We start from the raw sequence: 26,616 nt of genomic DNA, 5'->3' as shown, positions 1-26,616 counted from the left end.
GCGGGCGCTAAACGCTGATTTAAGCACGAGCCGGCCGCCCTCGACATGCGCGCCGCCCCGGGCTTACCCTTCCGCTTGTGCATCTACCGTCGCCACGGAGGTTTCCCATGCGCCCGACTCCCGGCCTGACCATGGCCACGCTGGCCGGCACGCTTGCCTACCTGGCCATCGCCATTGCCGGCTGGGGCGGCCCGGGGCCGTTCTTTGCCCACCCGGCTCGCGTCGCGCTGACGCTGGTCCTTTTTGCTCTCGCCATTGCGGCAGTCTTTTCCGGCGGCAACATCAGCAGCGGCATGCGCGAGGACCGCGGCAACCGCTGGGTACTGGCCGTGTTCGGCGTGCTGGGGCTGCTGGCGGCCTACCTGCCACCCTTTACCGACCGCCTCGGCGTCTGGACGATCGACGGCGACACCATGCGCTGGGCCGGCGTGGCCATGTTCGCCGGCGGCGGCGTGCTTCGGCTGTGGCCGGTGTTCGTGCTGGGCAATCGCTTCAGCGGGCTGGTGGCGATCCAGCCCGGGCACACGCTGGTGACCACCGGCATCTACGGCGTGATCCGGCATCCCAGCTACCTCGGCTTCCTGGTCAGTTCGCTGGGATGGGTGCTGGCCTTCCGCTCCGGCGTGGGGGTGCTGCTGACGTTGCTGATGGTGCCGCCGCTGCTGGCACGCATCCGGGCGGAAGAAGCGCTGCTGCGCGACCAGTTCGGCGACGCGTATGCGTCCTATTGCGCGCGTACCTGGCGGATGCTGCCCGGGATTTACTGACTACCGCGAAGCGGCGCCGCGCGCACCCCACCCATCAAATTGCGATCCACCAAGGGTTATCCCTAGGCACGCATTCCCATTTTCCGGGACTGGCGGTTTTGATTTCCGGGAATCCGGTCCTATTCTTGGGCCCCATGTTGAATGCAGTCGACCCAACCACCGCCCCGGAGCCGGCGGCTCCCGCCTCCGTCGAATCCGCCCAGCCCGCCGGCGGCGCCGATCGCGTGCTTTTCGTGCTGGCCGCGCTGGCGCAGCACGGATCACCGATCACGGTGCGCGAGCTGGTAACCAGGACCGGCCTGCCCAAGAGCACGCTCTACCGCCAGCTGATGCTGCTCAAGCGCTGGGGCTTCGTGCTCGAGTCCGACGGCGAATACGCGCCGGGCCCGATCAGCCTGCAGCTGGCGCTCGGTTTCGACATGGCCTCGCACCTGGCCCGTGAAGCGGTGCCCGATATGCGGCTGCTGGCGCAGCAGTCGGATGAAAGCGTCGGCCTGGTCGTCGCGGTCAAGGACCACGCGGTGTGCCTGGAGATGGTGGAGAGCCGCCAGTCGCTGCGCTGCTCGTTCGAGAAGGGCCGCGGCGTGCCGCTGCGCGCGGGCGCGTCGGCCAAGTCGCTGCTGGCCTTCATGCGCGACGACGCGCGCGAGCGCGTGGTACGGGCCCAGTGCGAGCCGGCGGAAGCGGAAAAGCTGCTGGCGGAACTCGCTGCGATCCGCGCCACCGGCTATGCCGTCAGCGAGGGCGAAGTGGACCCCGGCGTGTGGGGCGTGAGCGCGCCGCTGTTCTCGCGGCGGGCCAAGGCCGACGCGCTGGGCTCGATCACGCTGATGGTGCCGGCCACACGCCGGCAAGGGCGCGAAAGCGCGCTGATCGACATGACCTTGGCGGCAGCCATGCGGATTTCCGCACGGCTGCAGTCTTACTGAAAACAGCCAGGCAATCTTTACCGCACCGTCCGCAGACCCGCGCGACGGCAGATTTCCCGTTCCCGGAAAAAAGGAGACCCCCATGAACCTTCGTCGCAAATGCCTGATCGCCGCCCTCTCGGCCGTGGCCGGACTGACCTTCGGCGCCGCCGCGCACGCGCAGGACAGCAACGTGCTGCGCGTGGCCACCGACGCCACCTTCCCGCCGATGGAATTCATCGAGAACGGCAAGCGCACCGGCTTTGACGTCGAGCTGGTCGAGGCCATGGCCAAGACCATGGGCAAGCAGGTGGAATGGACCAACATCGACTTCAAGGGCCTGATCCCGGGCCTGGTCTCGCGCCGCTTCGACATGGCCGTATCCGGCATCTACATCACCCCGGAGCGCCGCAAGGTGGTGGACTTTACCGAGCCCTACTACACCGGCGGCCTGGTGGCGCTGGTCAAGAGCGGCAACGCCACCATCAACAAGCCGGAAGACCTGAACGGCAAGAAGGTCAGCGTGCAGGTGGGGACCAAGTCGGTCAGCTTCCTGCGCGACACCTATCCGCAGGTGCAGCGCGTGGAAGTCGAGAAGAACCAGGAAATGTTCAACCTGGTCGAGATCGGCCGCGCCGATGCCGCCGTGACCGGCAAGCCGGCCGCGATGCAGTACGTCAGGACCCGCGGCGGCCTGCGCGTGGTGGAACAGCAGCTGACCACCGAGGAGTACGGCATGGCCGTGCGCAAGGACACGCCCGAGCTGACCCGCGCGCTGAATGCCGCACTGGCCAAGCTCAAGGCCGACGGCACCTACGCCAAGCTGACCCAGAAGTGGTTCGGCGCGGCCGCCAAGTAAGCCACGCGGACCGACATTATGGAACTGGATTTTTCTCCCGTCTTCGCCGGGTGGCCTGACATCCTGCACGGCGCCGTCATCACCGTGCAGGTGACGGCCTGCGCGCTGGTGCTGGGCTGCGTGATGGGCCTGCTGGTCGGCATCGGCCGGCTGGACCCCAGGCGCCGCGTCATCTACGGCATCTGCACCGCCTATGTAACCTTTATCCGCGGCACGCCGCTGCTGGTGCAGCTGTTCCTGCTGTTCTTCGGGCTGCCGCAGTTCAACATCCTGCTGCCGGCCTTTGTGTGCGGCGTGATCGGGCTGGGCATCTATTCCGGCGCCTATGTCTCGGAGATCGTGCGCGGCGCGATCCAGTCCGTCGACAAGGGCCAGATGGAAGCCGCGCGCTCGATCGGCATGTCGTCCGGCCAGGCCATGCGCGCAATCATCCTGCCGCAGGCCATCGTGCGGATGATCCCGCCGCTGGGCAACGAGTTCATCGCGCTGATCAAGAACTCGGCGCTGGTGTCGCTGCTGACCATCGCCGACCTGATGCACGAGGGCCAGAAGATCATCAGCGTGTCGTACCGGTCGCTGGAGGTCTACCTGGCGATCGCGCTGGTGTATCTGATCCTGACGAGCGCGGCCGGGCTGATCCTGCGCCGCGCCGAACAACGGCTGCGCATGGGAGGCATGGTGCAATGAGCGATTCCGCAATCATCCGGATCCGCAACCTGGGCAAATCGTTCGGCAGCCACGCGGTGCTGCGCGGCATCGATTTCGACGTGGAACCGTCGCAGGTGGTGGTGGTGATCGGCCCCAGCGGCTCCGGCAAGAGCACCTTCCTGCGCTGTTGCAACGGGCTGGAGCAGCCCGAGGCCGGCACCATCGACATCGTTGGCAAGCGCCTGGTGACCGACGGCCAGTTGATCGACGAGCAGGGGCTGAACCAGCTGCGCACCGAAGTGGGCATGGTGTTCCAGTCGTTCAACCTGTTCCCGCACCTGTCGGTGCTGCACAACGTCACGGTGGGACCGCGCATGCTGCGCGGCGTCTCGCGCGACGACGCCGAGCGCAAGGCAATGAGCCTGCTCGAGAAAGTCGGCCTGGCACACAAGGCCCACGCCATGCCGGCCAGCCTGTCCGGCGGCCAGAAGCAGCGCGTGGCCATCGCCCGCGCGCTGGCGATGGAGCCGCGCGTGATGCTGTTCGACGAACCAACCTCCGCGCTGGACCCCGAGTTGGTGGGCGAAGTGCTGCAGGTGATGAAGGTGCTGGCCGCCGAAGGCATGACCATGGTCGTGGTCACCCATGAAATGGGCTTTGCCCGCGAAGTGGCCGATGTGGTCGTGGTCATGGACGGCGGCGGCATCATCGAGGCCGGGCCGCCGTCGGTGATCTTCTCCGCGCCGACGCAGGAACGCACGCGCGGCTTCCTGCAGGCGGTGCTGACGCGGGCATGAGGATGGCAGTGACGCAAAACCCCTGGCAGGGCCGTATCGACCACGGCGAGCAGGGCGACACCACGCGGCTGTTCCGCATCGTGCAGGCGCTGGACCCCGCGGACATCGCGCCGCTGGAGCACGCGCCGGTATTGCTCGGCTTCCGCTGCGATGCCGGCGTGCTGCGCAACCAGGGCCGCCCCGGCGCCGCCCACGGCCCCGACGCCATCCGGCAGGCGCTGGCCAACGTGCCGGCGCACGGCTTGCCGGCGCTGTACGACGGCGGCAATGTCAGCTGCGACGACGGCGAGCTGGAAACGGCCCAGCAGGCGCTGGCCGGCGCCGTCCAGGCGGTGCTGGCGCGTGGCGGCTTTCCGCTGGTGCTGGGCGGCGGCCATGAAGTGGCGTGGGGCACGTGGCAGGGCCTGCGTGCGCACCTGGATGCGCAGGACGATGCTGGTCGCGTGCTGATCATCAATATCGACGCCCACTTCGACCTGCGCACCAGCCGGCCCGCCAGCTCCGGCACGCCGTTCGACCAGATCGCCCATGCCTGCGCCGGGCGCGGCCAGCCGTTCGACTATGTCTGCCTGGGCGTCAGCCGCCTCAGCAACACGCCGGCGCTGTTCGGTCGCGCCGAGGCGCTGGGCGTCAGCTACGTCGAAGACGTCGACATGCAGGAACGCCACCTGGCAGCACGGCTGGCGGAGTTGTCCGCCCGCATCGATGCCGCGGACCACGTGTACCTCACCATCGACCTCGACGCGCTGCCAGGCGCGGTGATGCCGGGCGTGTCGGCGCCCGCCGCCTACGGCGTGCCGTTGCCGGTGGTCGAGGAAGTGGCGCGGCTGGTCCGCCGCAGCGGCAAGCTGCGCGTGGCCGACCTGGCGGAGTACAACCCCCAGTACGACCGCGACCACCTGGGCGCGCGCGTGGCGGCGCGGCTGGCCTGGCGCCTGCTGCGCTGAAGCGCCGGCCAGGGACCCTGCCGGCAGTTGGCAGCCGCCGCGCGCGGCGATAGTATTGCCCTTCGCTAGATTTAGCGATTCTGATCAGAATTGATAAAGCCAGGCAAGGGCAGTCCTGCGCCGGCGCGGCCGATGCCGCGTGCGGGGATCCGCCGCTTGCCGTTGCTCGGGCGGAAGGGTCTGCGTGATCGAACAAATCGTCATCGTCGGTTTTGGCTGCATCGGCCAGGCCGTGCTACCGCTGCTGGAGCGGGCCTGGCCGGGGGCAGCGATCTCCGTGGTCGACCGCGTGCTGGACCGCGCGCGCCAGCAACTGGTCGCCCGCCACAAGCTGCAAGCCATCCAGGCCACCATCACCGCGGCCAACTACGAAACCATGCTGGCCCCGCTGCTGCGGCCCGGCGCCTTCCTGCTGAACCTGGCCCCGTCCGTCTGCAGCCGCGACCTGATTGCACTGGCGCAGGCGCACGGCGCGTTCTATGTCGATGCCGGCATCGAGCCCTGGGACTACGCCGCCGATCCGCGGGCCTCGCACCTGAGCAACTACGCGCTGCGCCACGAGATGCTGGCCTTCGCCCGCGGCCGCGAGGCGCTGCCGACCGCGCTGGTCGCGCATGGCGCCAATCCCGGGCTGGTCTCGGTGCTGGTCAAGTCCGCGCTGATGGCATTGGCCGGCAAGGCGGGCATGGATCGGCCGGAACCCCGGGATCGCGCCGGCTGGGCCGCGCTGGCGCGCGCGCTGGACGTGCGCGTGATCCAGGTCGCCGAATACGACAGCCAGCAGGCGCCTGGCTATCCGCGCGACGGCGAGTTCGCCAACACCTGGTCCGCCGAAGGCTTTATCACCGAATGCCTGCAGGACGCCGAACTCGGCTGGGGCAGCCATGAACCCCGCTTGCCGCCCGCTGGCTACCGCCACGACTACGGCAGCGGCGTGGCGATCGCGCTGGACCGGCCGGGCCATCGCACCCGCGTGCGCTCGTGGTCGCCGGTGCACGGCCCGTTCGATGCCTGCCTGATCACGCACAACGAATCGATCTCGATCGCCGAGTACCTGACCGACACCCGCGCCGGCCAGCCGCTGTATCGCCCCACCGTCTACTACGCCTATCGCCCCACCACCGCCACGCAGGCCTCGATGCAATGGCTGGACGACCGCGCCGCCCCGCGCGTGCGCGGCGAACGCATCCTGCGCGACGAGATCCAGTGCGGCGAAGACGAACTCGGCGTACTGTTGATGAGCAGCCGGCACGGCGCGGTCTGGCATGGCTCGCGCCTGTCGGTGCAGCGCGCGCGCGCGCTGGCGCCGTACAACACCGCCACCAGCCTGCAGGTGGCTTCGAGCCTGGTCGCCGGCATGCAGTGGATGCTGGCCAATCCGTCGCGTGGCGTGGTGGAATCCGATGCGCTCGACTTCGGCCCGGTGCTGGCCGATGCCGCGCACTGGTGGGCGCCGCTGAGCCTCGCCTTCACCGACTGGCTGCCCCGGCCCGGCGCCAGCTCGCTCGCCTTCACCGACTTTCTGCTGGACGATGCCACGGTCCGGTCCGATCCCGCTCTCCTGACGCTAGCCTGCTGATGCAACGCATCCCGCAAACCCCTCGCCGCAACTGGCCGCGCGAACTCGAGAAGGTGGGCTTCCACTTCCATTCGCTGGACGAGTTCAACGTCCCGCGCGAAGTCGATGACAACACCTTCTTCTACTGGCGCGAAGACGCCGCCTACGCCTTCAGCAAGCAGGAGGTGGAAACGCTCTATGCCGCCGCGTACGACCTGAACCAGCGCTGCCTGGAAGCCGTGCAGCATGTGATCGACCACGACCTGTTCGCGCGCCTGGCGATCGACGCGGACTTCGCGCAACTGATCCGCACCTCGTGGGACCGCGACGAGCCCACGCTGTTCGGCCGCTTCGACATGACGCTGGACCCGCACGGCGTGCCCAGGCTGTACGAGTTCAACGCCGACACCCCGACATCGCTGATCGAATCCGCCGTCGCGCAGTGGTACTGGAAAGACGCCGTGCAGCCGCAGGCCGACCAGTTCAACAGCCTGCACGACGCACTGGTGGCGCGCTGGCAATGGCTGCGCAACCACTACCGCAACGCCAGCCTGCTGCACCTTGCGTGCATGTTCGACAGCCAGGAAGACGTCTGCAATGCCGAGTACCTGATGGACACCGCGCTGCAGGCCGGCTGGGCGGTCAAGCTGGTCGACCTGCAGGAGATCGGCACCGACGGCCGCGGCAACTTCTACGATGCCGACAACGTGCCGATGGAAGTCGTGTTCAAGCTCTACCCGTGGGAATGGATGGCCACCTCCGACTACCGCGACCAGCTCGCGCACAGCCCCGTGCGCTGGGTCGAGCCGCCGTGGAAGGCGGTGCTGTCCAACAAGGCCATCCTGCCGATCCTGTGGGACCTGTTCCCGGGACATCCCAACCTGATCGAAGCCAGCTTCGACCCCGGCCACTTCGCCGGCAAGCCGCACGCGAAAAAGCCCTTCCTGTCACGCGAAGGCGAAAGCGTGACGCTGCTCACCCCCGAGGGCGAGCGCGTCCACAACCCCGGCGAGTATGGCGAAGAAGGCTTCATCTACCAGGCCTACGAACCGGCGCGGCGCTTTGACGGGCGCTACACCACGCTGGGCGTCTGGATCGTCGACGACGTGCCCAGCGGCCTGTGCGTGCGCGAAGAATCCGGGCCCATCGCCAAGAACACCAGCTTCTTCGTCCCCCATTACTTCACCCACGCGTAAGCCATGGCCAACAAGAAGAAGGGCACCAAGCGCTCCAAGTACGGCAGCCCATACATGCCCGGAAGGGGCGGCTCCGGCGGCCCGTCGCCGCGCATCGCCGCCTACCAGGCCGAACAGAAAAAGCAGGGCGGCTCGCCCGCGCTGTGGATCGTCGGCGCCTGCGCCGTGGTCGCCGGCGTGGCCGTGCTCGGCTCCTGCAGCGACGACGCCGATGATGATCCGGGCATCACCGTGCGCCGCGCCAGTTACGCCACGCTGGAAGACTGCGAGGCCGACTGGAACACGCCCAACGACTGCGAAAGTGTGCCGATCGACGACCCCAGCACCATCTACAGTTCCAGCCTCAACGCCCCCGCCAGCGAAGCCGCCGGCTCAGGCACCACGCACAGCAGCAGCGCGTACTACGCACGCTGGTACGGCCCGTACTACACAGCCAGCGGCACCGTCTACCACCCCAACGGCAGCCAGACCCAGCGCGATATGACGTCGGGCCCGCTGCGCCCGATGCAGGTCTACGACCGCAACGGCACGCCCACGCAATCCTTCACCAACGCCACCCCGCGCGCCGCCATGGTGGAAGAAGCCACCGTACGCCGCAGCTCACTCGGCGGCGGGCGCTCCATGGGCCTGACCATGCGCTCCGCGGCCGTATCGCGCGCACCGGTGGTATCGCGCGGCGGCTTCACCAGCCGCTTCGGCAGCTCCGGCCGCTCCGGCGGCGGCTGAAGTGCCCGCGCCAAACGCCATCCCGCATCCCCCTGACAACCGACAACGAGTCCATCCAATGGTCAATACCATGCATCCGGCGCTTGCCTACCTGATCTACATCGTCACCGGCTTTGCCATGCTGGGGCTGTTCCTGCTGGTCTATACGCGCGTCACGCCGCATCGGGAATTCACGCTGATCCGCGAGGGCAATATCGCGGCAGCGTTGTCACTGGGTGGAGCGGTGCTGGGGTTCTCGCTGACGTTGTCGTCGAGCATTCAGCACAACGCTACGTTTGCGATGTTCTTGCTGTGGGCGTTTGGGGCGTTTGCGGTGCAGGTGCTGGCTTACCTGGTGGCGGCGCGGGCGCTGGGGGGTGTCAGTGAGGCGATCTCAAGTGATAACCGCGGGGTGGGGGCGGTGATGGGGGTGATTTCGTTGTCGGTGGGCGTGGTGAATGCGGCTTGTTTGACGTGAGGCGAAATCGAGAGAATCCGAAGCCCCTCGACCAATATCGCCGCTCCGCGCTGACACAAGCGCTTACCTCCCACGCTCCCCGACGGAGACCCTGGGGAGCGGCCGCGCCGCTTACTTCGCCGGCGCCTTGACTACGTCGCCGGTGTAGCTCAGCGATGCGAGATCTGCCTTGGCCTTCTCAGGCGTCTCCAGTTCCAGCACGACGCGGCCCACCATCAAGCCCATCGACGGTGAACTGCGCACGTACTTCGTCTCGCCGGCGTCAAGGACGAAGCTCAGCGTCTTTTCGGTTTCGGTCGAAGCCGACGCCACGTACTTGCCGGCGGGGCGATCCACAAAGAAGAAACCGCCGGGCTTCGACTCGCCGACCACCTCATTGTTTAGACGAAGATCCGGTTGAATCGCCGCGCCGAACATTGATGCCGAGCGCAGAAAGTACACCCGGCCGTCACCCTGCTTCAGCGTCGGGATCGACGCCTCCATGTCGGCGTGTTTTACACCCGAAGCGCATCCAGCCAGCAGTGACGACACTGCAAGTCCAGCGATCAGCATGCGTGCGACCCGTTTCATTCTGATTCTCCCAAGTTCAAAGGTACTGCGGTGGATAGCGGGGAATAGTTGTGTTCCCCGGGCAAATAGAAGCCCACCAGGGTCTGGTTATGGATGACCAGGTAGGCTTCGTGTACCTGGCGGCCTTCGATGGTGAAGATGGTGCCGACAGGCCGGAAGACATCGCCCTGCGGAACGCGGCCAGCTTTCGACCAGACTGACTTTTCAGGCAGCGTGCGGGAATAGCCAGTGTCAAGTTTGATGGTTGTAGCGGTCAGGATCTGGATGCGTCGGGCGGCCGCGCTTGGTTGGGTGACCTCGATAGCCGATGGGGCCGTTGCAATCATCGGGGCACAGGCAGCAAGCGCCAGGCAGCATCCAGCAGCAAGTCCATATTGCCGAATGTGGTGTGGAAATGACGATTTCACTCAGGTAACCGTTTGAATCGATATTTTGAAAAGTGCTTGGCCGTGCCAGTTGGAATTCCACCAAGCCGCAGGCTCATGTGAACCTGCATCGAATCTTCCGAAACCAGATTTCCTTGGTCATCGAGGTAGAGCATCGCCATCGAATCCGTGGTGTTCGGTCCGAATTCGGATCTGCCACCTTCGCTAGCGCCTCCCCATATGATCTTCCCATGGGAACCAGTACATACGAATCTGTTTTTGTCTTCGAACAATAGCGTGCGTGATGCGCTTTTTCCATTCTCATAGTTCACGCTGACTTGGAATATCCGCTCGGCGATCCTCGTCACTTCTCCGTATGTCGGATACGAGGTGCGGCCTGCATCAGATCTTGCAGCGCTCATAAATTTCATCGCCTCTGCATTACTGGCAAATGGAAAGACATAGTCGATGCGCCTAGTCTTGGCCCATCCTTGAGCCGTGGCGTCCCCATCCAAGAGTTCGCCTCTGCCCTCATACTTGCCACTCAGGTCGGGGCAAGCAACGCTAGCGTAGTCGGCCGGATCAATATTGTTACCGCCGGCGCCGGGGTAATTTGGCGGCGAATGAAGGCACCCCCAACACATCAAGGGAACCACTGCACTGATTATCAATCCATTCATTCAGCTTCTTTAGAGTGGTGGTCCAGTTGTGGAAAGCAGAACAATCTATCCCTACTGACTAAGCAAGGCCAAACACGCAGCAGACACGCTGCTATCTGGCGCTTTAACACCCTTTTGGTTTAAGCCGCCTTTATCGAATCCGCTTGAATCGATACTTGGCAAAGTGCTTTACCGTTCCAGTAGGAATGGCACCAAACAACATATTCGTGTGAATCTGCGTGGACTTCTCATAGATGAGGTCGCCATGATCATCGATGTAAAGCACAGCCATTGAATCGGACGTATTTGGTCCGAACTCGGAACGACCACCCTTGCTCGACCCACCCCAGGCTATTTTCCCCTCAGCTCCGGTGCAAACGAAGCGGTTCTTGTCCTCAAAGAAGAACCGTTGAACTGCAGCTTTTCCATTGGGGTACGTGAACCTACTTCGAAAAATGCGCTCACTGATCCGTGAAACTTGTCCGTATTTTGGGTATTGGAAGTGCCCCGCATCAGACCTAGAAGCCTCGTCGATTGCAGACACCTCTTCGGTACGCACAAATGGGAATACATTGTCTAAGCGCCGAGTTCTCGCCCAGCCTTGCGCAGTCGCATCACCGTCCAGTAGTTCTCCTCTCCCATCATATTGACAAGTCAATTCGGGGCATGCTGCATCAACATAGTAAGAAGGGTCGATGTTCTCTCCACCCCCACCGGGATAGTTGGGGGGAGAGTGGAAGCACCCCGAACAGGCGCTGACCAACAGGAGAACGACGAATTTCACTCGACTCATTTAGTACCTTTAGCTTCCGGCTCAGGTTACGGAAAGCCAATCAGTCGATACCGATACCATATTGAATTGACAATGTTGCGACGCGCCTGTTCGATTCATTTGCCATCCTTCGAATAGTGGGCTCGGCTTCAACCATCCCCCGAAAAACGGGCGGTGAAAACCTATACCCGATACCCAGCTATCGGCAGTCCAAATTACGTCGCTCAGGGACGTGCAGCAAGGGCACAAGCGGCACCCTCAATCCGGTAGCCGTTTAAATCGATAGATGGCGAAGTACTTGGCTGTTCCCGTAGGAATCAATCCTAGCCGTAGGCGCATATGGACCTGCATGCCCCGTTCAAGAATGAGGTTTCCAGAAGGATCCAGATAAAGCGTGACAACAGAGTCGGAGCGATTCGGCCCGTACTCAGATCGCCCACCTTCGCTCGCCCCTCCCCAAGAAATTACTCCATATGGACCAGTACACACGAATCTCCCCTTGTCTTCAAAGGAGGAAAGATACTCAATCGATTTCCCGTTCTCAAAATGTAAATTGAGCTTCGCAATACGGGTTGCCATGGTCACGAGTGTGTAAGCAGGGGCGGCGTACCGGCCATCGCTCGATCGGGACGCCGCCAGCACCTCCTGCGCTTGATTATTGTCCCGAAAGGGAAATACGTTTGAAATTCTCCATGTCCGCGCTGCTTGTTGCGCTGATGCATCCCCCTCTACGAGCTCACCAACGCCTTGGTAACGCCCACTCAAATTCGGGCACTCTGCCGCTACATACTGAGCCGGATCGAGATTATTGCCTCCGGCACCGGGGTAATTCGGCGGCGAATGAAGACAAGCGACACAACCAAGAGTCATCATCCCGACACATAACTTAGCTGCCGTCATTTTTCATCCGTGGGTTGCAATGCCCGCTGCCGTTGTCAGCCTCGGAGCCTTGATCAGGACATTGCCTCCTGCGCTTGCCCGGACACCGCTAAGGCCAATACCTGTGCCGGCATCGAAGAGACCAACGCCACCGCTGGCGGTGAGCGTCGTATCCGTAAACTGCAGCGGCTGGCCATGCACCTGGCCCGCGGACCCGATTACCAGGTCCCCAGCCGTGCCCGTGCCCGCCGCAATGCTTCCGGCAAGCTTGACCCGGTCCGAATCAATCTGCAGATGACGGCCAGCGCTGATATCGCCGGCGCCAGTTAGGCCGCCGCTGCCGATCAGCACATCCTGTTTCGCCTTGATACGTCCGGAAGCCAACTGCAGGTCCCCGGTCCCGGAGACCAGAAAGTCTCCTGCGGTCGCAAAGGCGGAACCGGCGTGGCGCACGCCCGCGCCCTGGTCGGTCACCATCATCTCGATCCGGCCGGAAGAGAGGCTGCCCGCACCGGTGATGTCGAGCGCGATACCTCCACCAGGATTGATGGCAGGTGCCGAATAGTCGATCCACGGCGTGAGGTTGTCGGTAGGAGAGAAGCTGGTGTCGATCTCAGCCCGGCTTGCACCGGCGACGACTCGCACGCGTGCGTTCGGATCGCCGTACAGGTTCTCCACCGTGCCGCCCACGCGGATGTGCCTGGCGACCAGTTCCAGATTCAGCAACGTGCCGGACAGGCCTTCCGCCCCGATGTCGATCGCACCCTCGCTGGTGCTGAGCACCAGGTTGCGCTGCAACTGGCCATTGGCGGTGGTGAAATCGTTGAAGCTGACCTGACCGGTAGCAAGGGCGAGATTGCCGACGTTCCGCACCACAAGGCCATTGACGCTGACGCCGTTCGGATTGCTGATCAGGACGTTCGCACGCGCCCCCAGTACAGAGAGCGGTCCCTCCAACAGCGATGGGTTGGTGCTTGTGACCTGGTTCAGGATGGTGCGGGCACGCGCCGCGTTGTTGTCCAGGTCGACCCCGGCGCGAGGGACATTGAATTCGCGGTAGGTATTGGCCGAGACACCGCCAATGGGATCAGCGACGCCGACGGTGATGCGGCCATTGACGCCGGTGGTGGCTGTGGTGGCGGTGCCGCCGTCTGGGACGACACCGGCAGCCAATGCGGTGGCAGCCATTGACACGGCGGCGAGACCCACAGCCGTGATGCAGGGCCATGCGGCTATGGCGCGCCCTGGCGCCACATTCTGATACGTACTTGCCCGTACTTGACCCACTGTCCGCGCTCCCGTCTTGCTGAATGGGCGCGGCCTCAGTTCCTGGTCACTACGGAGACATAGCGGTTACTTCATGACGTCCGTAGCGCTATTCGCCGCGCTAAGTTTGGGGCGAAAGTAACAAGCGGACTCTAGGGCGAATATAGGACGCTTCCTAATCCGTATCGAACCTTACATTTTGTTGGATGACTTCAACGGAATCTCGAAGACACTGCAACATCGAAACATATCAGCCTGACCTTTGATGCAGGCCATTTTTATAGGCTTGCTGATATGTGTGACAACACGACATAGCAGGCGCAGATCAGCCCTTCACCCCGGCACGCCCTGCCTTAGTACCGGGTTTCACAGCCATCGGCGCTGCGGCCGTCCCCTCAGGCGTCTCCGCATTCACCAGCACCCCCGCCGAGACAATATAAACCGCCGCACTTTCGATATCCCCGCGCAGCGCCGCACAAGCCGCCGCACCGTCATGCTTGCGCAGCGCCTCGACCAGCTTGTCGTGATGCTTGACCGCGACGCGTTCCTCCACCCGTCGCGACCCCGAGCGCAGGTCATGGTTCAGGATCGGCCCGATGCGCAGCCACTGTGACTCGATCATCTGCAGCAGGATCGGCATGCGCGCCGCCGCGTAGACGGCAAAGTGAAAGGCCTGGTTCGCGGCGATGACATCGGCGCCGTCGGGATTGCGCTTGGCCATCTCTTCGGCAAAGCGGCGGTGCAGGGTCTGCACCTGCTTCAGTTCCTCGTCGGTGATGCGTTCGGCCGCGGTCGCGGTGGCGAGCCCTTCGAGTTCGATCCGGATCTTGGTGATTTCCTCGAACTGGCTGACGCTCATGCGTGGCACGCGTAGCGCGCGGTTGGGCGTGAGTTCGAGGGCCTGTTCGGCGACCAGCCGGTGCACCGCTTCGCGCACCGGCATGACGCTGACGCCCAGTGCGGCAGCGATGTTGCGCAGGGAAATCTGCTCGCCCGGCATCATCTGGCCGCTGACCAGCAGCTCGCGCAGCTGCGCGTAGACGTCGCGGCTGAGGGTCTGGCGGACGAGAGGCGTCACAAGGTCATTCAGGCTCATGCCGCGAAGCATAGCACATAGGGTTATTCTCTATATTTGATCTGTGATCACAGTTTTAATCTTCGTCCGGAAGGCAGGCACCGGCCTGCCCTGAGGAGATTGAAACCATGTGGAAGGATGAATCGCTCGCCGGCAAACGCGTGCTGGTCACTGCGGGTGCCAGCGGCATCGGGCTGGAAATTGCACGGGCGCTGGCCGAAGCGGGCGCCCGCGTCGCGGTCTGCGACCTGGCCGGCGACGGACTGGAACGCGTGTGCGCCGAATTGCCGGGCGTGGTGGCCGTCAGGGCCGATGTGTCGAAGGAAAGCGACGTCGAGGCGCTGTTCCAGGCGGTGGACCAGGCTTTTGGCGGCCTTGACGTGCTGGTCAACAATGCCGGCGTTGCCGGACCGACCGGCGGCGTCGAAACGCTGTCGCTGGCCGACTGGGAACGCACGCTGGCCGTCAACATTACCGGCCAGTTCCTGTGCGCCCGCGCCGCGGTGCCGCGCCTGCGGCAAGGTCGCTCGCCGTCGATCGTCAACCTGTCTTCCGCCGCCGGGCATCTCGGCATGCCGGGCCGTTCGGCCTACTCCGCCTCGAAATGGGCAGTGGTGGGCTTTACCAAGTCGCTGGCGCTGGAACTGGGCACCGATGGCATTCGCGTCAACACGGTGCTGCCCGGGGCGGTCGACGGCCCGCGCATCCGCGCCGTGATCGCCGCAAAGGCCGAGTCGCTGGGCAAGCCGCTGGAGGAAGTGACGCGCGACTACACCTCGCAGGCGGCGCTGGGACGCATGGTGACGATGCGCGATATCGCCAACATGGTGCGCTTTCTGTGCAGCGACCAGGCCGCCAGCGTGCACGGGCAGGAAATGGTCGTCGACGGACTGACCCAGGCGCTCAGCTAGCGCGCCCCTCGCATTCCTTGCACCGCGGGCTATCCGCGATGCGGACCACCAACACCGACAAGGAACCACCATGGCCAAGCGAGCAAAAGCCATCATCACCTGCGCCCCGACCGGCGCGATCCACACGCCCAGCATGTCGCCCCATTTGCCGGTGACTGCCGACGAGATCGCCACCGCCGCCATCGACGCGGCACGCGCCGGCGCCGCCATCCTGCACCTGCACGCCCGCGATCCCAAGGACGGACGCCCGTCGCAGGATCCGGAGCTGTTCCGGCCGTTCCTTGCCAGGATCCGCGCCGAGACCGATGCCGTGATCAATATCACCACCGGCGGCAGCCCGCACATGACCGTCGAGGAACGCATGCTGCCGGCCACCACCTTCAAGCCGGAGCTGGCTTCGCTGAACATGGGTTCGATGAACTTCGGCCTGTTCCCGATGCTGGAGCGCTTCAAGGATTTCCGTCACGACTGGGAGCGCGAGCACCTGGAGAACAGCCGCAACCTGATCTTCAAGAACACCTACCAGGACATCGAGAACATTCTGCGCATCGGCAATGCCAACGGCACGCGCTTCGAGTTCGAGTGCTATGACATCAGCCATCTCTACAACCTGCGCCACTTCCTTGACCGTGGGCTGGTCAAGGGTCCGGTGTTCATCCAATCGGTGTTCGGCATCCTGGGCGGCATCGGCCCCGATCCCGAAGACCTGATGCACATGCACCGCACCGCGCAGCGCCTGTTCGGCGACCAGTTCCGCTGGTCGATCCTGGGAGCCGGCCGCAACCAGATCCCGCTGGCCACCATCGGCGCGGCGATGGGCGCCAACGTGCGCGTCGGCCTGGAGGATTCGCTGTGGATCGGCCCGGGCCAGCTGGCCGCGTCCAGCGCCGAGCAGGTCAAGCGCATCCGCACCGTGCTGGAAGCGCTGAACATCGACGTCGCCACGCCCGACGAAGCCCGCGACATCCTCGACCTCAAGGGCGCAGCAGGCACCGCGTTCTGAACCGCCGGGCCGCCATGGCGCGGCCCGGGCAGGCATCGATCACCGAAGACATCAACCAGGCCGAATGGCAAGCCCGCGCCACGGGCGCCGCGCCGTATCGGCCGATGGAGACTACGCACATGCAGACCGTACCCGCCTCGGGCGCACCGCCGCTGGCCGCGCCGACCGACCGCCCGCTGACCGCGCTACTGTTCCGCAAGCTCATGCCCTTGCTGGTGCTGTCGTACGTGATCAGCTTCCTGGACCGCACCAATATCGCGCTGGCCAAGACCCACATCGCGGTCGACCTGAACATCTCGGCCGCGGCCTACGGGCTGGGCGCCGGCCTGTTCTTCCTCAGCTACGCCTTCCTGGAAATCCCGAGCAACCTGATCATGCATCGGGTCGGCGCCCGCTTCTGGATCACGCGCATCATGGTGACGTGGGGCCTGCCGTCGGCGGCAATGGCCTTTGTCCAGGGCGAGACGTCCTTCTACATCATGCGCGTGCTGCTTGGCGCGGCCGAGGCGGGACTTTTCCCCGGCGTGATGCTCTACCTGACCTACTGGTTCGGCCGCGAAGACCGCGCGCGGGCGGTGGGCTACTTCCTGCTGGGTGTCTGCATCGCCAACATCGTCAGCGGCCCGCTGGGCGGCGCGCTGCTGGCCATGGACGGCATCTGGGGCTTCAAGGGCTGGCAATGGATGTTCGTGCTCGAAGGCCTGCCGGCCGTGTTCCTGGCCGCCGTAGTCTGGAAGAAGCTGCCCGACGGACCGGACAGCGCGCCATGGCTGACGCCTGCGCAAGCCCAGGCCGTGCGCAGCCGCCTTGCCGCGGAAGCCGCCGATGCCAGCACCGGCAAGGCCGGCCATTCGTTCCTGGGCGCCATGCGCGACCCGCAGGTGTGGCTGGCGATCTTCATCTACTTCTGCCACCAGATCTCGATCTACACGGTGATCTTCTTCCTGCCGGGCATCATCGGCACCTACGGCAAGCTGACGTCCGTGGAGATCGGCCTGCTCAATTCCCTGCCTTGGATCGCTGCCGCCATCGGCGCCGCCTGGCTGCCCCGCCACGCCAACACCCCGGGCCGCGGCCGCCGACTGCTGTGCCTGGGACTGGCCGTGATGGCTGGCGGCCTGCTGATCGCCGCCTTTGCCGGCCCGGTGATGGCGCTGGTGGGCTTCTCGCTGACCGCGCTGATGTTCTTTGTGGTGCAGTCGATCGTGTTCCTGTTTCCGTCGTCGCGCCTCAAGGGTGTAGCGCTGGCGGGCGGGCTGGCGCTGATCAATACCTGCGGGCTGATTGGGGGATTCATCGGGCCGTCGGTGATGGGGCTGATCGAACAAGCGACCGGTAGCACGCGTAATGGACTGATCATCATGGCTGCGCTGCTATTGGTCGCGTGTGCGGTGGCGCCTGCGTTGCGGCAGGGGCAGGAGCGATGACAGAGATGCCAAGCGTCAGGTTGCCGCGCACGGAGCGATGGCACTCGGAAATAAAAATCCGATTCTGGTGATGACCAGCGATTTCCATGTGCCTTGAGGGATCCGGCTTGCGCTCAAGGCAGGATTCGCAGCGCCCGGACAGCTCCGGGCGCTCCGGCTCGGTGGGGCGATGTTGGGGTTCTCGCTGACGTTGTCGTCGAGCATTCAGCACAACGCTACGTTTGCGATGTTTTTGCTGTGGGCGTTTGGGGCGTTGCGGTGAAGGTGGTGGCTTACCTGGTGGCGGCGCGGGCGCTGGGGGGTGTTAGTGAAGGCAAACGGCGCGAGACCAGTTGGCTCGCGCCGTTTGCTTTTCCCCGCTGCTCATCCGGTGACTGGGTTACGTTAGCGCCGGTGCGATCCACGCGGACCTCGCGGCCTGTTACGCCATTGGCTGGGTTTTCATTCGAACGTGATGACCCACTCATAGACCGTAAGCACCGCCATAGCTAGAAGTGGTGCAACACATAGCCAACGAAGCCATCTCGGCGCGTGGCGCAACCAGATCCCCATCATCGCGATGCAGCAGGAGGCGAGCGCAAGTCCTGATGCAATCAGGTAGCTTTGCTGCGACTGGTACGCCCAAAGAGCTGCCACAGGCCCCTCGGCGCCAAACGGATAGTGCTGGGGTGAATGCCATGCCTGCCAAGTATCAATCGCGATGATTACCATCATCGCGAGGAGCATTCCGGACGCCACCCATTCAATACGTGACCGCAAGATCCATGTCCTTTGCATAATAGATAAACTCACCGATGAAGCTGTCCATCGAATTCGTCAAATCGATGCAGCCGATGGATCCGGGCACCCAGCCGCCGTGAATGGAGAAATTGGACCGACCGTAGGTTTGCGTCCCTGGAAGGGGCTCGAGCCAGACACGGTGATGCCCCCATGCGATGGGACCAGAGGGGAATGGCCCTCGCTTGACTATCGCCAGGAGCTTCGCTACGAAGCCGGTGTCATCCCATCTTTCCATTCTTCCTTGGCGCGCCTTGTAGCGACCGGCCGGAATCGGGCCCAAATTCCGTTCTGCCTGATGCTCGGGCCCGGAATATCCACGCTTGCCGGAAGTGGCTGGCCATTGTCGATAAATTCTGCCACTTTCCAACCACACCAGCGTTACGCCATTGAAGAGCAGAGACGCCTCTCGCATATCAATACGGCGAGCCGTCTCTTCGAGGTTCAGCAGTCGGACCAGATTGTGGATAGACAGATCGTAAGTCCAGCCTGCTTGCCACTGGGCAATGGATCTTAGTTCCAATTGCAAGCCTGGATTGCGATTAATCACATCACAGATTTCCTCCGCACTCATTCGCATGCTTTCCTCTCCATGGGATAGGTCCTCGAACGACTGATGCGCTCATTACGCACCTCCATTGGGGAGTAAGCCGTGATGACTGACAATAGGCCGTTCCTGATTTTGCTTGAAGAGCCGCACTCCGTGTACGACGGCCTGCAGGCAAAGCACGCCAAAATGGCGGCCTTTTCGATCACGCGACATCGAGCATGGGGTGGGACAACGGCGTGCGCGCATGGCAGACCCGGCGGCGCGCGCCGTTATCGCAGAGTTGGTTGGGGAAGCGCAGGCGTTGATGATTGCCGGCATTTGGAAGGGAGCCGGCGCAGGCAATCCGTGACGCATCGGTCAGTCCCGACATGGCCCGCATCGGTTGCGACTGGACAGGTATCATCGCATCAATCCACCGTCCGTCGCGGCATACCCTCAATGGGATGCCTCCGTCCATGTCCGCACCTGCAACACTCACAGAAATTCTCACCCTCGCCACAGTCCGGACGCAGGCCGATACCGGATCATTCGAGCGCGGCATGGCCTATTTCCATGACGGTGCCGTGTCCCGCCTCGAGGAACAGGATGGCGCTGTTCGCGCCACCGTAAGCGGAACGCACCGCTACAGCGTCGAGCTGGCCGTCTCTGTCAATGGCCGGCTTGCCCATGACTGCAACTGTCCAGTAGGCGACCAGGGCATTTTCTGCAAGCACGCGGTAGCCGTTGCACTCGCCTGGCTCGAAAACTCCGGCGCAGAGGTGTTCCATCCCGAAGAGCCCACCCGCGAGAAAAAACCACGCAAGAAGCGCAAGACATACGGAGAGGTGATCCGCGAATACGTGGCGACGCTGGACAAGGACGCGCTGCAGGAACTGCTGCTGGAAGCCGTCGAGCATGACCGGAGCTTACGCGACAAGCTGCTGATCGCCGCGCGCTCGGAGCAGGCGTCTGATTTGCCGGGCATGAGAGCCGCCGTGCGCCAGGCCACGCGCATTACCCGGCCACTGGACTGGAGGGAGGCCGACGACTATGGCAGCAACCTGATGTCCCTGGCAAATACATTGCGCCAGAGGCTTGCCGGACCGCACGCCGCGCAAGTGGTCGAACTTGCTGAACTGGGAATTGCCGGCGCCGAAAACAGTCTTAACCAGATCGATGATTCCGGCGGCGGCGTGATGCCGGGCATCATGGCGCTGGCAGATGTCCACCTCGACGCATGCCTGCAGACCCGCCCCCACCCTGTGAGCCTTGCGGAGCGGCTGTTCCGGCTGCAGATGGAAGGTGAGCGGGATACGTTCTTCGATGTCTTGCCCGCTTACGCAGAACCTATGGACGAGAGTGGATTGAACCGCTACCGAGAACTGGTGAGCGAGGCTTGGGAAGCTCTCGCGCCGCTGCCTCCCGGCAAGGAAGGGTATCAGCCAATCGATGCTGACCGGATGCGGATCGAGCACGCCATGCAAAGCCTGGCGGAGCTTGACGGTGACGTTGATGCATTGATCCGGATTCTCTCCAAGGATCTGTCGGTTCCGTACCGCTTTCTCCAGATCGCAGAAGTTTGCATGAAGCACGGCCGGCCGGACGAGGGCCTAGCGTGGGCCGAGCGTGGCCTTGCTGAACCCAGCAGGCATGTCGATCTGCGCCTGCTCGACTTTTGTGTCGACGCGAATCTGCGCCGCGGCGATTCCGACCAGGCTGCTGCGCTCGCCTGGCGGCGCTTCGCTATGCATCCCACGGCAGACAGGTTTGCGGCCCTGATGAAGGTCGCTACGGCCATCGATCGGCATGATGCGATCCGGGAGCGTGCATTGGCGCATCTGTGGGCGCTCGTCAAGAAGGAGGAGTCGCCCGGAAAATCGAAGCGCCGAGACTGGGAGAAGCCAACGCGCGCTGAACTCGTTAAGCTCTTCCTCTCAGAAGACAAGGGCGATGCAGCCTGGGACGTCTTCATCGGCGGCCCGGTGGCGACGCAACTGTGGCCCCGGATGGCGGAATTCCGCGCCAGAACGCATCCCCATGACGCGATTGCCCTCTATCACCAGCTGCTGCCGGTCGCTGCCGACAGCGGCACGCGCAACGCGCGCTATGACGATGCATTCGAAATCGTGCGCGCCATCGGAAGCCTGCGGGCAAAACTGGGCGAGCGCGCCGAGTTTGCCAGAGAGCTGGAAGCGATCCGCGACACCTATCGCGCGAAGCGCAACTTCATCAAGTTGCTCGACAAGTTATCCTGAGTTTCGTGTCGGTAACTAAGCTGAAATATGCCGTTGGATAATCCAACAACCAACTACCTTGAGAACCCCGCAGTGAAACGAAGCACCCGATGGATACGCCTTGCCCTGGCGCTGTTTGGCGCCGTGCTGCTCGGCGATGCCGTCGCACTGATGGGGATGGGCTTGTTCAACTTCGGCATCACGTTGCCGGCGTGCATCGGCACCGTGTTCCTGCTGCTCGCGTTGTGCTGGAATGGCGTGGCGCGATGGCGGAAGGCGGATCGGCGGCGGCAGTGGCTTTGGCGTGCTGGATGGCTTGCGTTTGCTGCGTGGCTGGTCACGGTCGGCGTGTTCTTTTATGGCATCCGCAGCGGCATGGGCGCTTCCGTACCCGCGGAGACGGCGGTAAAGGCGATCATCATTCTTGGATCTGGTACCCCTAACTGCAAGGCGTCGCCAACGTTGATTGCGCGGCTGGATCAGGGACTGGCGCAGGCGCGAAGGTGGCCGGACGCCAAGGTCGTTGTGAGCGGTGGGCAGGACTTTGGGCTGCAGTGTGTCGAGGCGGACATCATGGCCGATTACCTCGTTGCATGGGGGATAGCGGCGGACAGGGTGATTCGCGAAGGACGCAGTACCAGTACCGAGGAGAACCTGGTATTCAGCCGGCGGTTGCTGGAGGGGCAGGGCGTCGGTGCCACCGACGCCGTTGTGGTGGTGACCAGCGACTTCCATATACGGCGGGCGGTGCAGATTGCCGGGAAGGCTGGCTTCGGCAAAGTCGCCGGAGTCGGGGCTGCAACGCCGATCTACCTTCGATATAACGCCTGGCTTCGCGAGTACTTCGCAGCGATCAGCGGATGGGTGTTGAGGGAGTATTGAGGCTTCTGCGTCCATGTCGTACCGCACATCCTTTTCCTATCGCATTCGCGACCGGAGCATGATCGCGACGTGACGCTTTCGCCTCACTCCAACCCGGCTCCACCCGCTGAGCACAGGACTAAAGTGCGTCCTGCTTGTCGGGTTCGCTGACCTCGACTAGCCTGCTATGGATGTCAATCCACTTCGCTGCACTGCGATACCCATTTGATGCCAGAACGCCCGACCACCCGCTATGACAAGGCGCTGCAGCGCCTGCGCGCGGTCTTTTCCCCGTTGAACCTGGCGGCGGCGGCGTGGCTGATTGCAACATGGGCGTTCGCGGCGTTTCAGCTCGTGAGCGAGCGGGACCGCTTGCTGCACGACGCCGCGAAGCGTACCCAGGCCCAGGCCCAGGCGTTCGGCGCGTACTCGAAATCCAGCATCCTGCGGCTGTCCGAGTTCCTGCTGGACCTGCGGGCCAGCTGGCTGGCCGGCCAGCCGGGGTTCATCGAGATGGTGCGTGAGCGGCAGAACCTGGTGGTGGACCTGTCGTTCCAGGTGTCGGTGATCGACAAGCATGGCCTGCTCATCTACTCGTCCATCGCCGGGCCTGCACCCAGTGAGAAGGTCGACCTGAGCGGGCGCGAGCATTTCCGGGTCCACCAGAACGCGGGCGGGCGCGACATGCTGTTCATCAGCGACCCGGTGAAGGGCAAGGTCTCGCGCAAATGGTCGATCCAGTTCACGCGCCCCATCCTGCGCGCGGGCAGCTTCGACGGGGTCATCGTGGTCTCGGTCAGTCCGGAGCAGTTCGCCAGCTTTGCGCAGACCTTCACTGACCGCGATGGCGAAGTGGCGTCGGTCATCAAGACTTCCGGCATGGTCCTTGCGCGCGTGCCGGCGCTGGAGGGTACGCTGGCCAGGGCGGTCAGCAACAGGCCGTACCTCGCCAGCGGGTCGCCCCCGACCGGTAGTTATCGGGCGGTGTCGGGCTCCGAAGGCGTGGAGCGGGTCTTCGGCTATTACCGTTTGCCGGAGTTCGGGCTCAATTTCGTGGTGGGCGAGGCGGTCAGCCTGGTGCTGGCGCCCTACGAGGTCTATCGCCGCGTAGCCCTGGCCGGCGCCATGGCTTCCACGCTGCTGCTTGCGCTGTTGTACTACAGCCTGCGCCGCTCCATGGCGGAGCGACGGCGCCATATGGAGGAAATGCGGCTGGCTTCGCTGGTCTATTCGTCCAGCAGCGAGGCCATGGTGGTGACGTCGCTCGATGGCACCATCATCGACGTGAATCCGGCCTTTGCCGCCGCCACCGGCTATACCGCCCAGGAGATCCGGGGCCGCCCGGGCTATGGCATCAGCGGGGCAGGCAATGCGGCAGGGCTGGTCGAACGCCTGCGGGCCACCGTGGCAGCCACGGGCAGATGGAGCGGCGAACTCTTTATCCGCCGCAAGGACGGCAGCGAGTTTCCCGCCTACCTGACCGTGGATACCTACCTGGCCCACGCGTATGGCGAGCGCTGCCGCGTTGCGCTGATCCATGACATGACCGAGAAGCGCCAGGCGGAGGAAGTCATCCGGCACCAGGCCAATTTCGATGCGCTCACGGACCTGCCCAACCGCCGCCTGTTCTTTGACCGGCTGGAGCAGGAGATCGGGCGTTCGCGCGGCACGCAGGATGCGGTGACGCTGCTGTTCATCGACCTGGATCGCTTCAAGGAGGTGAACGATACCCTCGGCCACGACCAGGGCGACCAGTTGCTGCTGGAGGCGGCGCGGCGCATTGCGGCATCGGTGCGCGCGACAGATACCGTGGCGCGGCTGGCCGGCGACGAGTTCACCGTGATCCTGCCCGCGGTGGGCGATGCCGGCGTTGCCGGGGACATTGCCCAGGCGATCCTGCAGCGGATTGCCGCGCCTTACCGCCTGGCCGGCGAGCTGGTGGTGGTGTCGGCCAGCATCGGCGTGGCGACCTGGCCCAGGGACGCCGACAACGCCGAGGCCCTGCTGGTGTGCGCCGACCAGGCGATGTTTGCCGCCAAGGCAGAGGGCCGCAATCGCTGGAAGGTCTTCTCGCAAGCGCTGCTGCAGGTGGAGCGGGAGCGCCTGCGCATCACGCAGGACCTGCGCACGGCGCTGGCGTCCGGGCAGTTCGCGCTGCACTACCAGCCCATTGTCGATCTGCGCACGGGCAAGGTCTGCAAGGCCGAGGCCCTGATCCGCTGGGACCATCCGGTGCGCGGGCCGATCCGCCCGGCCGATTTCATTGCCGTGGCGGAAGAATCCGGCCTCATCATCGACATCGGCCGCTGGGTGCTGACGGAAGCGCTGGACCAGCTTGCGCGCTGGCAGGTGCTGCTGGGCAAGGACTTCCAGATCTCGGTCAACAAATCACCCGTGGAGTTCAGCGCCCCTGCGAGCGGGCCCGAGTCCTGGTCCAGCATGATCGAGCGCAGGAACGTGCCGGTGGGCAGCCTGGTCATCGAGATCACCGAAGGCTCGCTGATGGAGCAGAACGCCGATGTCATGGACCAGCTCTCCCGCTTCCAGGCGGCCGGCATCGAGATTGCACTCGACGACTTCGGCACCGGCTACTCGTCCTTGTCGTACCTGCGGCGCCTGGACATCGACTACATCAAGATCGACCAGTCCTTCATCCGCTCGCTGACGCGGGGGCCGGACGACGTGGCGTTGTGCCACGCCATTATCAGCATGGCGCATGCACTGCGCATACGGGTGATTGCGGAGGGTGTGGAGACGGAGTCGCAGCGGGACATTCTGGTGGCTGCTGGCTGCGATTATGGGCAAGGGCACTTCTTTTGTCGGCCGGTGGAGGCTAGGGCGTTCGAGGCGTTTGTGAGTGCGGTGACTTGAGGCAGGTGGCGTCCTTCAGTAGGTTTCGGTGATCGCGGCTTGAGCTTGGCTGGACACCGAAACATCAACTTGCAGCACAACCTACAGGCCACAACCAGAACGGCGCGAGACCAGCTCGCGCCGTTTTACTGCAGGCTTGCATTGCGCAGGCCTCTCCCTCGTCACGCAAGCGCCTGCAGGCGATCAGCGCACCGGTCGATCTGCCGCTTGAGCGGCGAAATCAGGGCGTGCAGGCCGATGCTGTCAGGGATATCGCCGGCCTGCAGGTCCAGCAAGGTCAGGACTGACTGGAAGCCTGCGCTGACGCGCAGAAGGTCGTCGCTGACTTCGAGGATGTGGTCCTCGAGGGTGACGGCTTTGCTGGGTAGCGGTGGAGGAGCCTTGGCGCGGCGGCGGAACTGGGCGCGATCGACTTTGGCCAGGTTTTCGGCTAGTTGGGCTTGTTTTTGGGCGAGGGTGGGCTCTTGGGGAGCCGGGGTGGTGCTAGTCATTGCGACCTCCGTGTGTAAGAGATGGAGGCTCGCCGTCCGCTGTCAATCGGGTGGGCGAGCACGGGGCAGGGTTGACAGACCGGCACACACGAACCGGCGAGCCCAGAGGCTCCCCCACCGCGGCCCGCCCGTACGGGCGTGCGTTGGCGAAAGACGAGAGCATACCGCTTCGCGGCTCGTCCGGTGTGTTGGTCAGGCTGTCAAACCTGGTCGACCATTGGTGTGGCGACGCTGTCAGTTTCCAACGGCTATCGACAGGGAACAATGCACCAAACTCTCAAAGTGTCCATTTGGGTCATCATGAGCTGAATGAAAGTAGGGCTGCCTATGCATACCAGGGGACCCATGGTCGCTTCGTTGAGCTGTCTAGGGATAAATTGATTCTCGGAAGTACTGGCTTGCGGTCAGCGTGCGGAAAACCGCAATTGCAGCAGGATGGGAAAATCGCGCCGGAAGAGTAGGTTAAGGAAGCGAGCGATCCGTACCCGCCGCTTCTTTTGGTTGCTTTGATTCGAGGTGAATCAGCTGGGGCAACTTTCGCGTAAGGATCCGGGCCAATTTAGTTTGCATCGGAGCCCCGCACAACCATTGCCGACGTCACGCTGCTAGGAAGTCACATAGAAGCTCCTGTAAGCGTTCGTCGTCGGCGAGCATGCATTGCCAAACCACTAATACCTCCCATCCCGCGCAACGTAACTCCATCGCCACTCGCTCGTCCCTTAGTTGATTGGCTTTAAGCTTGGGGGCCCAGTACTCAACGCGCGACTTCGGCAACTGTCCTCTACGGCACTCATGCCCGTGCCAAAAACAGCCATGCACGAAGATGACTTTTTTTCTGCTTGGGAAGACGATGTCGGGCGTCCCAGGCAGATCCCGCCGATGAAGGCGATAGCGGTAGCCCAGCGAGTGTAAAAGACGGCGAACGATAAGCTCAGGCGCCGTGTCAACCTGGCGCACGGCCTGCATAGCCAGTCGCCGCTTTTCCCGACTTCGGTCATCAGCCATGTTGCTCTCCATCAGCTGTGCCGTCGAACTTAAGCACCCTACCAAATGTACCGCGCAG

The 26,616-nt window shown here is 63.9% G+C and carries 28 protein-coding genes; 16 read left to right on the top strand and 12 right to left on the bottom strand.

The annotated features are described in order from the left end of the window. The first annotated feature begins 107 nt into the window (after nucleotides 1-107). The 10 genes from CBM2588_RS01470 to CBM2588_RS01425 all read left to right on the top strand — a co-directional run bounded on the left by CBM2588_RS01470 (nucleotide 108) and on the right by CBM2588_RS01425 (nucleotide 8,863). Nucleotides 108-767, top strand: a complete 660-nt coding sequence (locus CBM2588_RS01470) for a methyltransferase family protein (protein WP_115679052.1) — start codon at nucleotides 108-110, stop codon at nucleotides 765-767. Between the two features lie 134 nt (nucleotides 768-901). Further along, the gene (locus CBM2588_RS01465; RefSeq protein ID WP_115679051.1) at nucleotides 902-1,696 is read left to right on the top strand and encodes an IclR family transcriptional regulator; all 795 of its coding nucleotides are present in this window, start codon (nucleotides 902-904) and stop codon (nucleotides 1,694-1,696) included. Between the two features lie 82 nt (nucleotides 1,697-1,778). After that, nucleotides 1,779-2,534 carry a glutamine ABC transporter substrate-binding protein gene (locus tag CBM2588_RS01460; RefSeq protein WP_115679050.1) on the top strand — a complete coding sequence of 252 codons (756 nt, stop codon included), beginning with the start codon at nucleotides 1,779-1,781 and terminating at the stop codon, nucleotides 2,532-2,534. A gap of 18 nt (nucleotides 2,535-2,552) precedes the next feature. Next, complete coding sequence (locus CBM2588_RS01455; protein WP_115679049.1) at nucleotides 2,553-3,221, top strand: amino acid ABC transporter permease; 669 nt, start codon at nucleotides 2,553-2,555, stop codon at nucleotides 3,219-3,221. Beyond that, nucleotides 3,218-3,979, top strand: coding sequence for an amino acid ABC transporter ATP-binding protein (locus tag CBM2588_RS01450; protein WP_115679048.1), 762 nt, complete (start codon nucleotides 3,218-3,220; stop codon nucleotides 3,977-3,979). Before CBM2588_RS01455 ends, CBM2588_RS01450 begins: the two co-directional genes overlap by 4 nt. After that, nucleotides 3,976-4,926: a formimidoylglutamase gene (hutG, locus tag CBM2588_RS01445; RefSeq protein ID WP_115679047.1), complete on the top strand. Its 951-nt coding sequence runs from the start codon at nucleotides 3,976-3,978 to the stop codon at nucleotides 4,924-4,926. The genes CBM2588_RS01450 and hutG overlap by 4 nt, the downstream gene beginning before the upstream one ends. Nucleotides 4,927-5,110: 184 nt before the next feature. Then, complete coding sequence (locus tag CBM2588_RS01440) at nucleotides 5,111-6,505, top strand: saccharopine dehydrogenase NADP-binding domain-containing protein (RefSeq protein WP_115679046.1); 1,395 nt, start codon at nucleotides 5,111-5,113, stop codon at nucleotides 6,503-6,505. Further along, nucleotides 6,505-7,680 carry a glutathionylspermidine synthase family protein gene (locus CBM2588_RS01435; protein ID WP_115679045.1) on the top strand — a complete coding sequence of 392 codons (1,176 nt, stop codon included), beginning with the start codon at nucleotides 6,505-6,507 and terminating at the stop codon, nucleotides 7,678-7,680. The genes CBM2588_RS01440 and CBM2588_RS01435 overlap by 1 nt, the downstream gene beginning before the upstream one ends. 3 nt (nucleotides 7,681-7,683) lie before the next feature. Then, nucleotides 7,684-8,406 (top strand): hypothetical protein, encoded by a 723-nt coding sequence (locus CBM2588_RS01430; protein WP_115679044.1) that lies wholly within the window; start codon nucleotides 7,684-7,686, stop codon nucleotides 8,404-8,406. 58 nt (nucleotides 8,407-8,464) lie between these two features. Further along, entirely contained in the window at nucleotides 8,465-8,863 is a 399-nt protein-coding gene (locus tag CBM2588_RS01425) for a DUF350 domain-containing protein (protein WP_115679043.1), read from the top strand. Nucleotides 8,864-8,974: 111 nt separating this feature from the next. Here CBM2588_RS01425 and CBM2588_RS01420 read toward each other — a convergent pair whose 3' ends face one another. The 7 genes from CBM2588_RS01420 to CBM2588_RS01390 form a co-directional block, all read right to left on the bottom strand. Further along, the gene (locus tag CBM2588_RS01420; RefSeq protein WP_115679042.1) at nucleotides 8,975-9,433 is read right to left on the bottom strand and encodes a DUF2846 domain-containing protein; all 459 of its coding nucleotides are present in this window, start codon (nucleotides 9,431-9,433) and stop codon (nucleotides 8,975-8,977) included. Further along, nucleotides 9,430-9,759 carry a hypothetical protein gene (locus CBM2588_RS01415; RefSeq protein WP_231942086.1) on the bottom strand — a complete coding sequence of 110 codons (330 nt, stop codon included), beginning with the start codon at nucleotides 9,757-9,759 and terminating at the stop codon, nucleotides 9,430-9,432. Before CBM2588_RS01415 ends, CBM2588_RS01420 begins: the two co-directional genes overlap by 4 nt. A gap of 77 nt (nucleotides 9,760-9,836) precedes the next feature. Next, nucleotides 9,837-10,478 (bottom strand): hypothetical protein, encoded by a 642-nt coding sequence (locus CBM2588_RS01410; protein WP_115679041.1) that lies wholly within the window; start codon nucleotides 10,476-10,478, stop codon nucleotides 9,837-9,839. A 130-nt stretch (nucleotides 10,479-10,608) separates the two neighbouring features. Continuing rightward, on the bottom strand, nucleotides 10,609-11,241 hold the full coding sequence (locus CBM2588_RS01405; RefSeq protein WP_231942085.1) for a hypothetical protein: 633 nt from the start codon (nucleotides 11,239-11,241) through the stop codon (nucleotides 10,609-10,611). A gap of 246 nt (nucleotides 11,242-11,487) precedes the next feature. After that, a complete protein-coding gene (locus CBM2588_RS01400; RefSeq protein WP_115679039.1) occupies nucleotides 11,488-12,129 on the bottom strand; it encodes a hypothetical protein in 642 nt (213 codons plus the stop codon). 3 nt (nucleotides 12,130-12,132) lie between these two features. Next, nucleotides 12,133-13,296, bottom strand: a complete 1,164-nt coding sequence (locus CBM2588_RS01395; RefSeq protein ID WP_115679038.1) for a filamentous hemagglutinin N-terminal domain-containing protein — start codon at nucleotides 13,294-13,296, stop codon at nucleotides 12,133-12,135. A gap of 403 nt (nucleotides 13,297-13,699) precedes the next feature. Further along, a complete protein-coding gene (locus CBM2588_RS01390) occupies nucleotides 13,700-14,482 on the bottom strand; it encodes a GntR family transcriptional regulator (protein WP_172583543.1) in 783 nt (260 codons plus the stop codon). Between the two features lie 95 nt (nucleotides 14,483-14,577). Here CBM2588_RS01390 and CBM2588_RS01385 point away from each other — a divergent pair, with 95 nt between their 5' ends. The 3 genes from CBM2588_RS01385 (at nucleotide 14,578) to CBM2588_RS01375 (ending at nucleotide 17,790) form a co-directional block, all read left to right on the top strand. After that, nucleotides 14,578-15,360, top strand: a complete 783-nt coding sequence (locus tag CBM2588_RS01385; protein ID WP_115679037.1) for an SDR family oxidoreductase — start codon at nucleotides 14,578-14,580, stop codon at nucleotides 15,358-15,360. Between the two features lie 70 nt (nucleotides 15,361-15,430). After that, the gene (locus CBM2588_RS01380; protein ID WP_115679036.1) at nucleotides 15,431-16,363 is read left to right on the top strand and encodes a 3-keto-5-aminohexanoate cleavage protein; all 933 of its coding nucleotides are present in this window, start codon (nucleotides 15,431-15,433) and stop codon (nucleotides 16,361-16,363) included. A gap of 119 nt (nucleotides 16,364-16,482) precedes the next feature. Continuing rightward, nucleotides 16,483-17,790, top strand: a complete 1,308-nt coding sequence (locus tag CBM2588_RS01375) for an MFS transporter (protein WP_115681354.1) — start codon at nucleotides 16,483-16,485, stop codon at nucleotides 17,788-17,790. 441 nt (nucleotides 17,791-18,231) lie between these two features. On the opposite strand, the gene CBM2588_RS01370 is transcribed toward CBM2588_RS01375, so the two are convergent. The 3 genes from CBM2588_RS01370 to CBM2588_RS01360 form a co-directional block, all read right to left on the bottom strand. After that, nucleotides 18,232-18,516 (bottom strand): hypothetical protein, encoded by a 285-nt coding sequence (locus CBM2588_RS01370; protein ID WP_147298391.1) that lies wholly within the window; start codon nucleotides 18,514-18,516, stop codon nucleotides 18,232-18,234. 16 nt (nucleotides 18,517-18,532) lie between these two features. Further along, nucleotides 18,533-19,141 carry a DUF2778 domain-containing protein gene (locus tag CBM2588_RS01365; RefSeq protein WP_147298390.1) on the bottom strand — a complete coding sequence of 203 codons (609 nt, stop codon included), beginning with the start codon at nucleotides 19,139-19,141 and terminating at the stop codon, nucleotides 18,533-18,535. Nucleotides 19,142-19,319: 178 nt separating this feature from the next. Then, nucleotides 19,320-19,487, bottom strand: coding sequence for a hypothetical protein (locus CBM2588_RS01360; RefSeq protein WP_172583542.1), 168 nt, complete (start codon nucleotides 19,485-19,487; stop codon nucleotides 19,320-19,322). 85 nt (nucleotides 19,488-19,572) lie between these two features. On the opposite strand from CBM2588_RS01360, the gene CBM2588_RS01355 reads away from it, so the two are divergent. The 3 genes from CBM2588_RS01355 (at nucleotide 19,573) to CBM2588_RS01345 (ending at nucleotide 25,062) form a co-directional block, all read left to right on the top strand. Further along, nucleotides 19,573-21,351: an SWIM zinc finger family protein gene (locus tag CBM2588_RS01355; protein WP_115679034.1), complete on the top strand. Its 1,779-nt coding sequence runs from the start codon at nucleotides 19,573-19,575 to the stop codon at nucleotides 21,349-21,351. 27 nt (nucleotides 21,352-21,378) lie between these two features. Beyond that, entirely contained in the window at nucleotides 21,379-22,212 is an 834-nt protein-coding gene (locus tag CBM2588_RS01350) for a YdcF family protein (RefSeq protein WP_115679033.1), read from the top strand. A gap of 207 nt (nucleotides 22,213-22,419) precedes the next feature. Further along, the gene (locus CBM2588_RS01345) at nucleotides 22,420-25,062 is read left to right on the top strand and encodes a bifunctional diguanylate cyclase/phosphodiesterase (RefSeq protein WP_115679032.1); all 2,643 of its coding nucleotides are present in this window, start codon (nucleotides 22,420-22,422) and stop codon (nucleotides 25,060-25,062) included. Nucleotides 25,063-25,223: 161 nt separating this feature from the next. Here CBM2588_RS01345 and CBM2588_RS01340 read toward each other — a convergent pair whose 3' ends face one another. Together CBM2588_RS01340 and CBM2588_RS01335 are read right to left on the bottom strand one after the other, a co-directional pair. Continuing rightward, on the bottom strand, nucleotides 25,224-25,553 hold the full coding sequence (locus tag CBM2588_RS01340; protein WP_115679031.1) for a DUF1484 family protein: 330 nt from the start codon (nucleotides 25,551-25,553) through the stop codon (nucleotides 25,224-25,226). Nucleotides 25,554-26,150: 597 nt separating this feature from the next. Next, nucleotides 26,151-26,558, bottom strand: a complete 408-nt coding sequence (locus CBM2588_RS01335) for a very short patch repair endonuclease (RefSeq protein ID WP_115681353.1) — start codon at nucleotides 26,556-26,558, stop codon at nucleotides 26,151-26,153. Nucleotides 26,559-26,616 lie beyond the last annotated feature (58 nt).

Source organism: Cupriavidus taiwanensis, from assembly GCF_900250075.1.
Classification (GTDB): domain Bacteria; phylum Pseudomonadota; class Gammaproteobacteria; order Burkholderiales; family Burkholderiaceae; genus Cupriavidus; species Cupriavidus taiwanensis_C.
Note: the sequence above shows the minus strand (reverse complement) of the source record. Positions and strands in the feature narration are given on the sequence as shown.

Bases quoted from the DNA above. Each gene is read 5' to 3' on its own strand.
- CBM2588_RS01470 (WP_115679052.1), top strand. From the start codon at position 108: ATGCGCCCGACTCCCGGCCTGACCATGGCCACGCTGGCCGGCACGCTT.
- CBM2588_RS01465 (WP_115679051.1), top strand. From the start codon at position 902: ATGTTGAATGCAGTCGACCCAACCACCGCCCCGGAGCCGGCGGCTCCC.
- CBM2588_RS01460 (WP_115679050.1), top strand. From the start codon at position 1,779: ATGAACCTTCGTCGCAAATGCCTGATCGCCGCCCTCTCGGCCGTGGCC.
- CBM2588_RS01455 (WP_115679049.1), top strand. From the start codon at position 2,553: ATGGAACTGGATTTTTCTCCCGTCTTCGCCGGGTGGCCTGACATCCTG.
- CBM2588_RS01450 (WP_115679048.1), top strand. From the start codon at position 3,218: ATGAGCGATTCCGCAATCATCCGGATCCGCAACCTGGGCAAATCGTTC.
- hutG (WP_115679047.1), top strand. From the start codon at position 3,976: ATGAGGATGGCAGTGACGCAAAACCCCTGGCAGGGCCGTATCGACCAC.
- CBM2588_RS01435 (WP_115679045.1), top strand. From the start codon at position 6,505: ATGCAACGCATCCCGCAAACCCCTCGCCGCAACTGGCCGCGCGAACTC.
- CBM2588_RS01430 (WP_115679044.1), top strand. From the start codon at position 7,684: ATGGCCAACAAGAAGAAGGGCACCAAGCGCTCCAAGTACGGCAGCCCA.
- CBM2588_RS01425 (WP_115679043.1), top strand. From the start codon at position 8,465: ATGGTCAATACCATGCATCCGGCGCTTGCCTACCTGATCTACATCGTC.
- CBM2588_RS01420 (WP_115679042.1), bottom strand. From the start codon at position 9,433: ATGAAACGGGTCGCACGCATGCTGATCGCTGGACTTGCAGTGTCGTCA.
- CBM2588_RS01415 (WP_231942086.1), bottom strand. From the start codon at position 9,759: ATGATTGCAACGGCCCCATCGGCTATCGAGGTCACCCAACCAAGCGCG.
- CBM2588_RS01410 (WP_115679041.1), bottom strand. From the start codon at position 10,478: ATGAATGGATTGATAATCAGTGCAGTGGTTCCCTTGATGTGTTGGGGG.
- CBM2588_RS01400 (WP_115679039.1), bottom strand. From the start codon at position 12,129: ATGACGGCAGCTAAGTTATGTGTCGGGATGATGACTCTTGGTTGTGTC.
- CBM2588_RS01395 (WP_115679038.1), bottom strand. From the start codon at position 13,296: ATGGCTGCCACCGCATTGGCTGCCGGTGTCGTCCCAGACGGCGGCACC.
- CBM2588_RS01390 (WP_172583543.1), bottom strand. From the start codon at position 14,482: ATGCTTCGCGGCATGAGCCTGAATGACCTTGTGACGCCTCTCGTCCGC.
- CBM2588_RS01385 (WP_115679037.1), top strand. From the start codon at position 14,578: ATGTGGAAGGATGAATCGCTCGCCGGCAAACGCGTGCTGGTCACTGCG.
- CBM2588_RS01380 (WP_115679036.1), top strand. From the start codon at position 15,431: ATGGCCAAGCGAGCAAAAGCCATCATCACCTGCGCCCCGACCGGCGCG.
- CBM2588_RS01375 (WP_115681354.1), top strand. From the start codon at position 16,483: ATGCAGACCGTACCCGCCTCGGGCGCACCGCCGCTGGCCGCGCCGACC.
- CBM2588_RS01370 (WP_147298391.1), bottom strand. From the start codon at position 18,516: ATGCTCCTCGCGATGATGGTAATCATCGCGATTGATACTTGGCAGGCA.
- CBM2588_RS01365 (WP_147298390.1), bottom strand. From the start codon at position 19,141: ATGAGTGCGGAGGAAATCTGTGATGTGATTAATCGCAATCCAGGCTTG.
- CBM2588_RS01360 (WP_172583542.1), bottom strand. From the start codon at position 19,487: ATGTCGGGACTGACCGATGCGTCACGGATTGCCTGCGCCGGCTCCCTT.
- CBM2588_RS01355 (WP_115679034.1), top strand. From the start codon at position 19,573: ATGTCCGCACCTGCAACACTCACAGAAATTCTCACCCTCGCCACAGTC.
- CBM2588_RS01350 (WP_115679033.1), top strand. From the start codon at position 21,379: ATGCCGTTGGATAATCCAACAACCAACTACCTTGAGAACCCCGCAGTG.
- CBM2588_RS01345 (WP_115679032.1), top strand. From the start codon at position 22,420: ATGCCAGAACGCCCGACCACCCGCTATGACAAGGCGCTGCAGCGCCTG.
- CBM2588_RS01340 (WP_115679031.1), bottom strand. From the start codon at position 25,553: ATGACTAGCACCACCCCGGCTCCCCAAGAGCCCACCCTCGCCCAAAAA.
- CBM2588_RS01335 (WP_115681353.1), bottom strand. From the start codon at position 26,558: ATGGCTGATGACCGAAGTCGGGAAAAGCGGCGACTGGCTATGCAGGCC.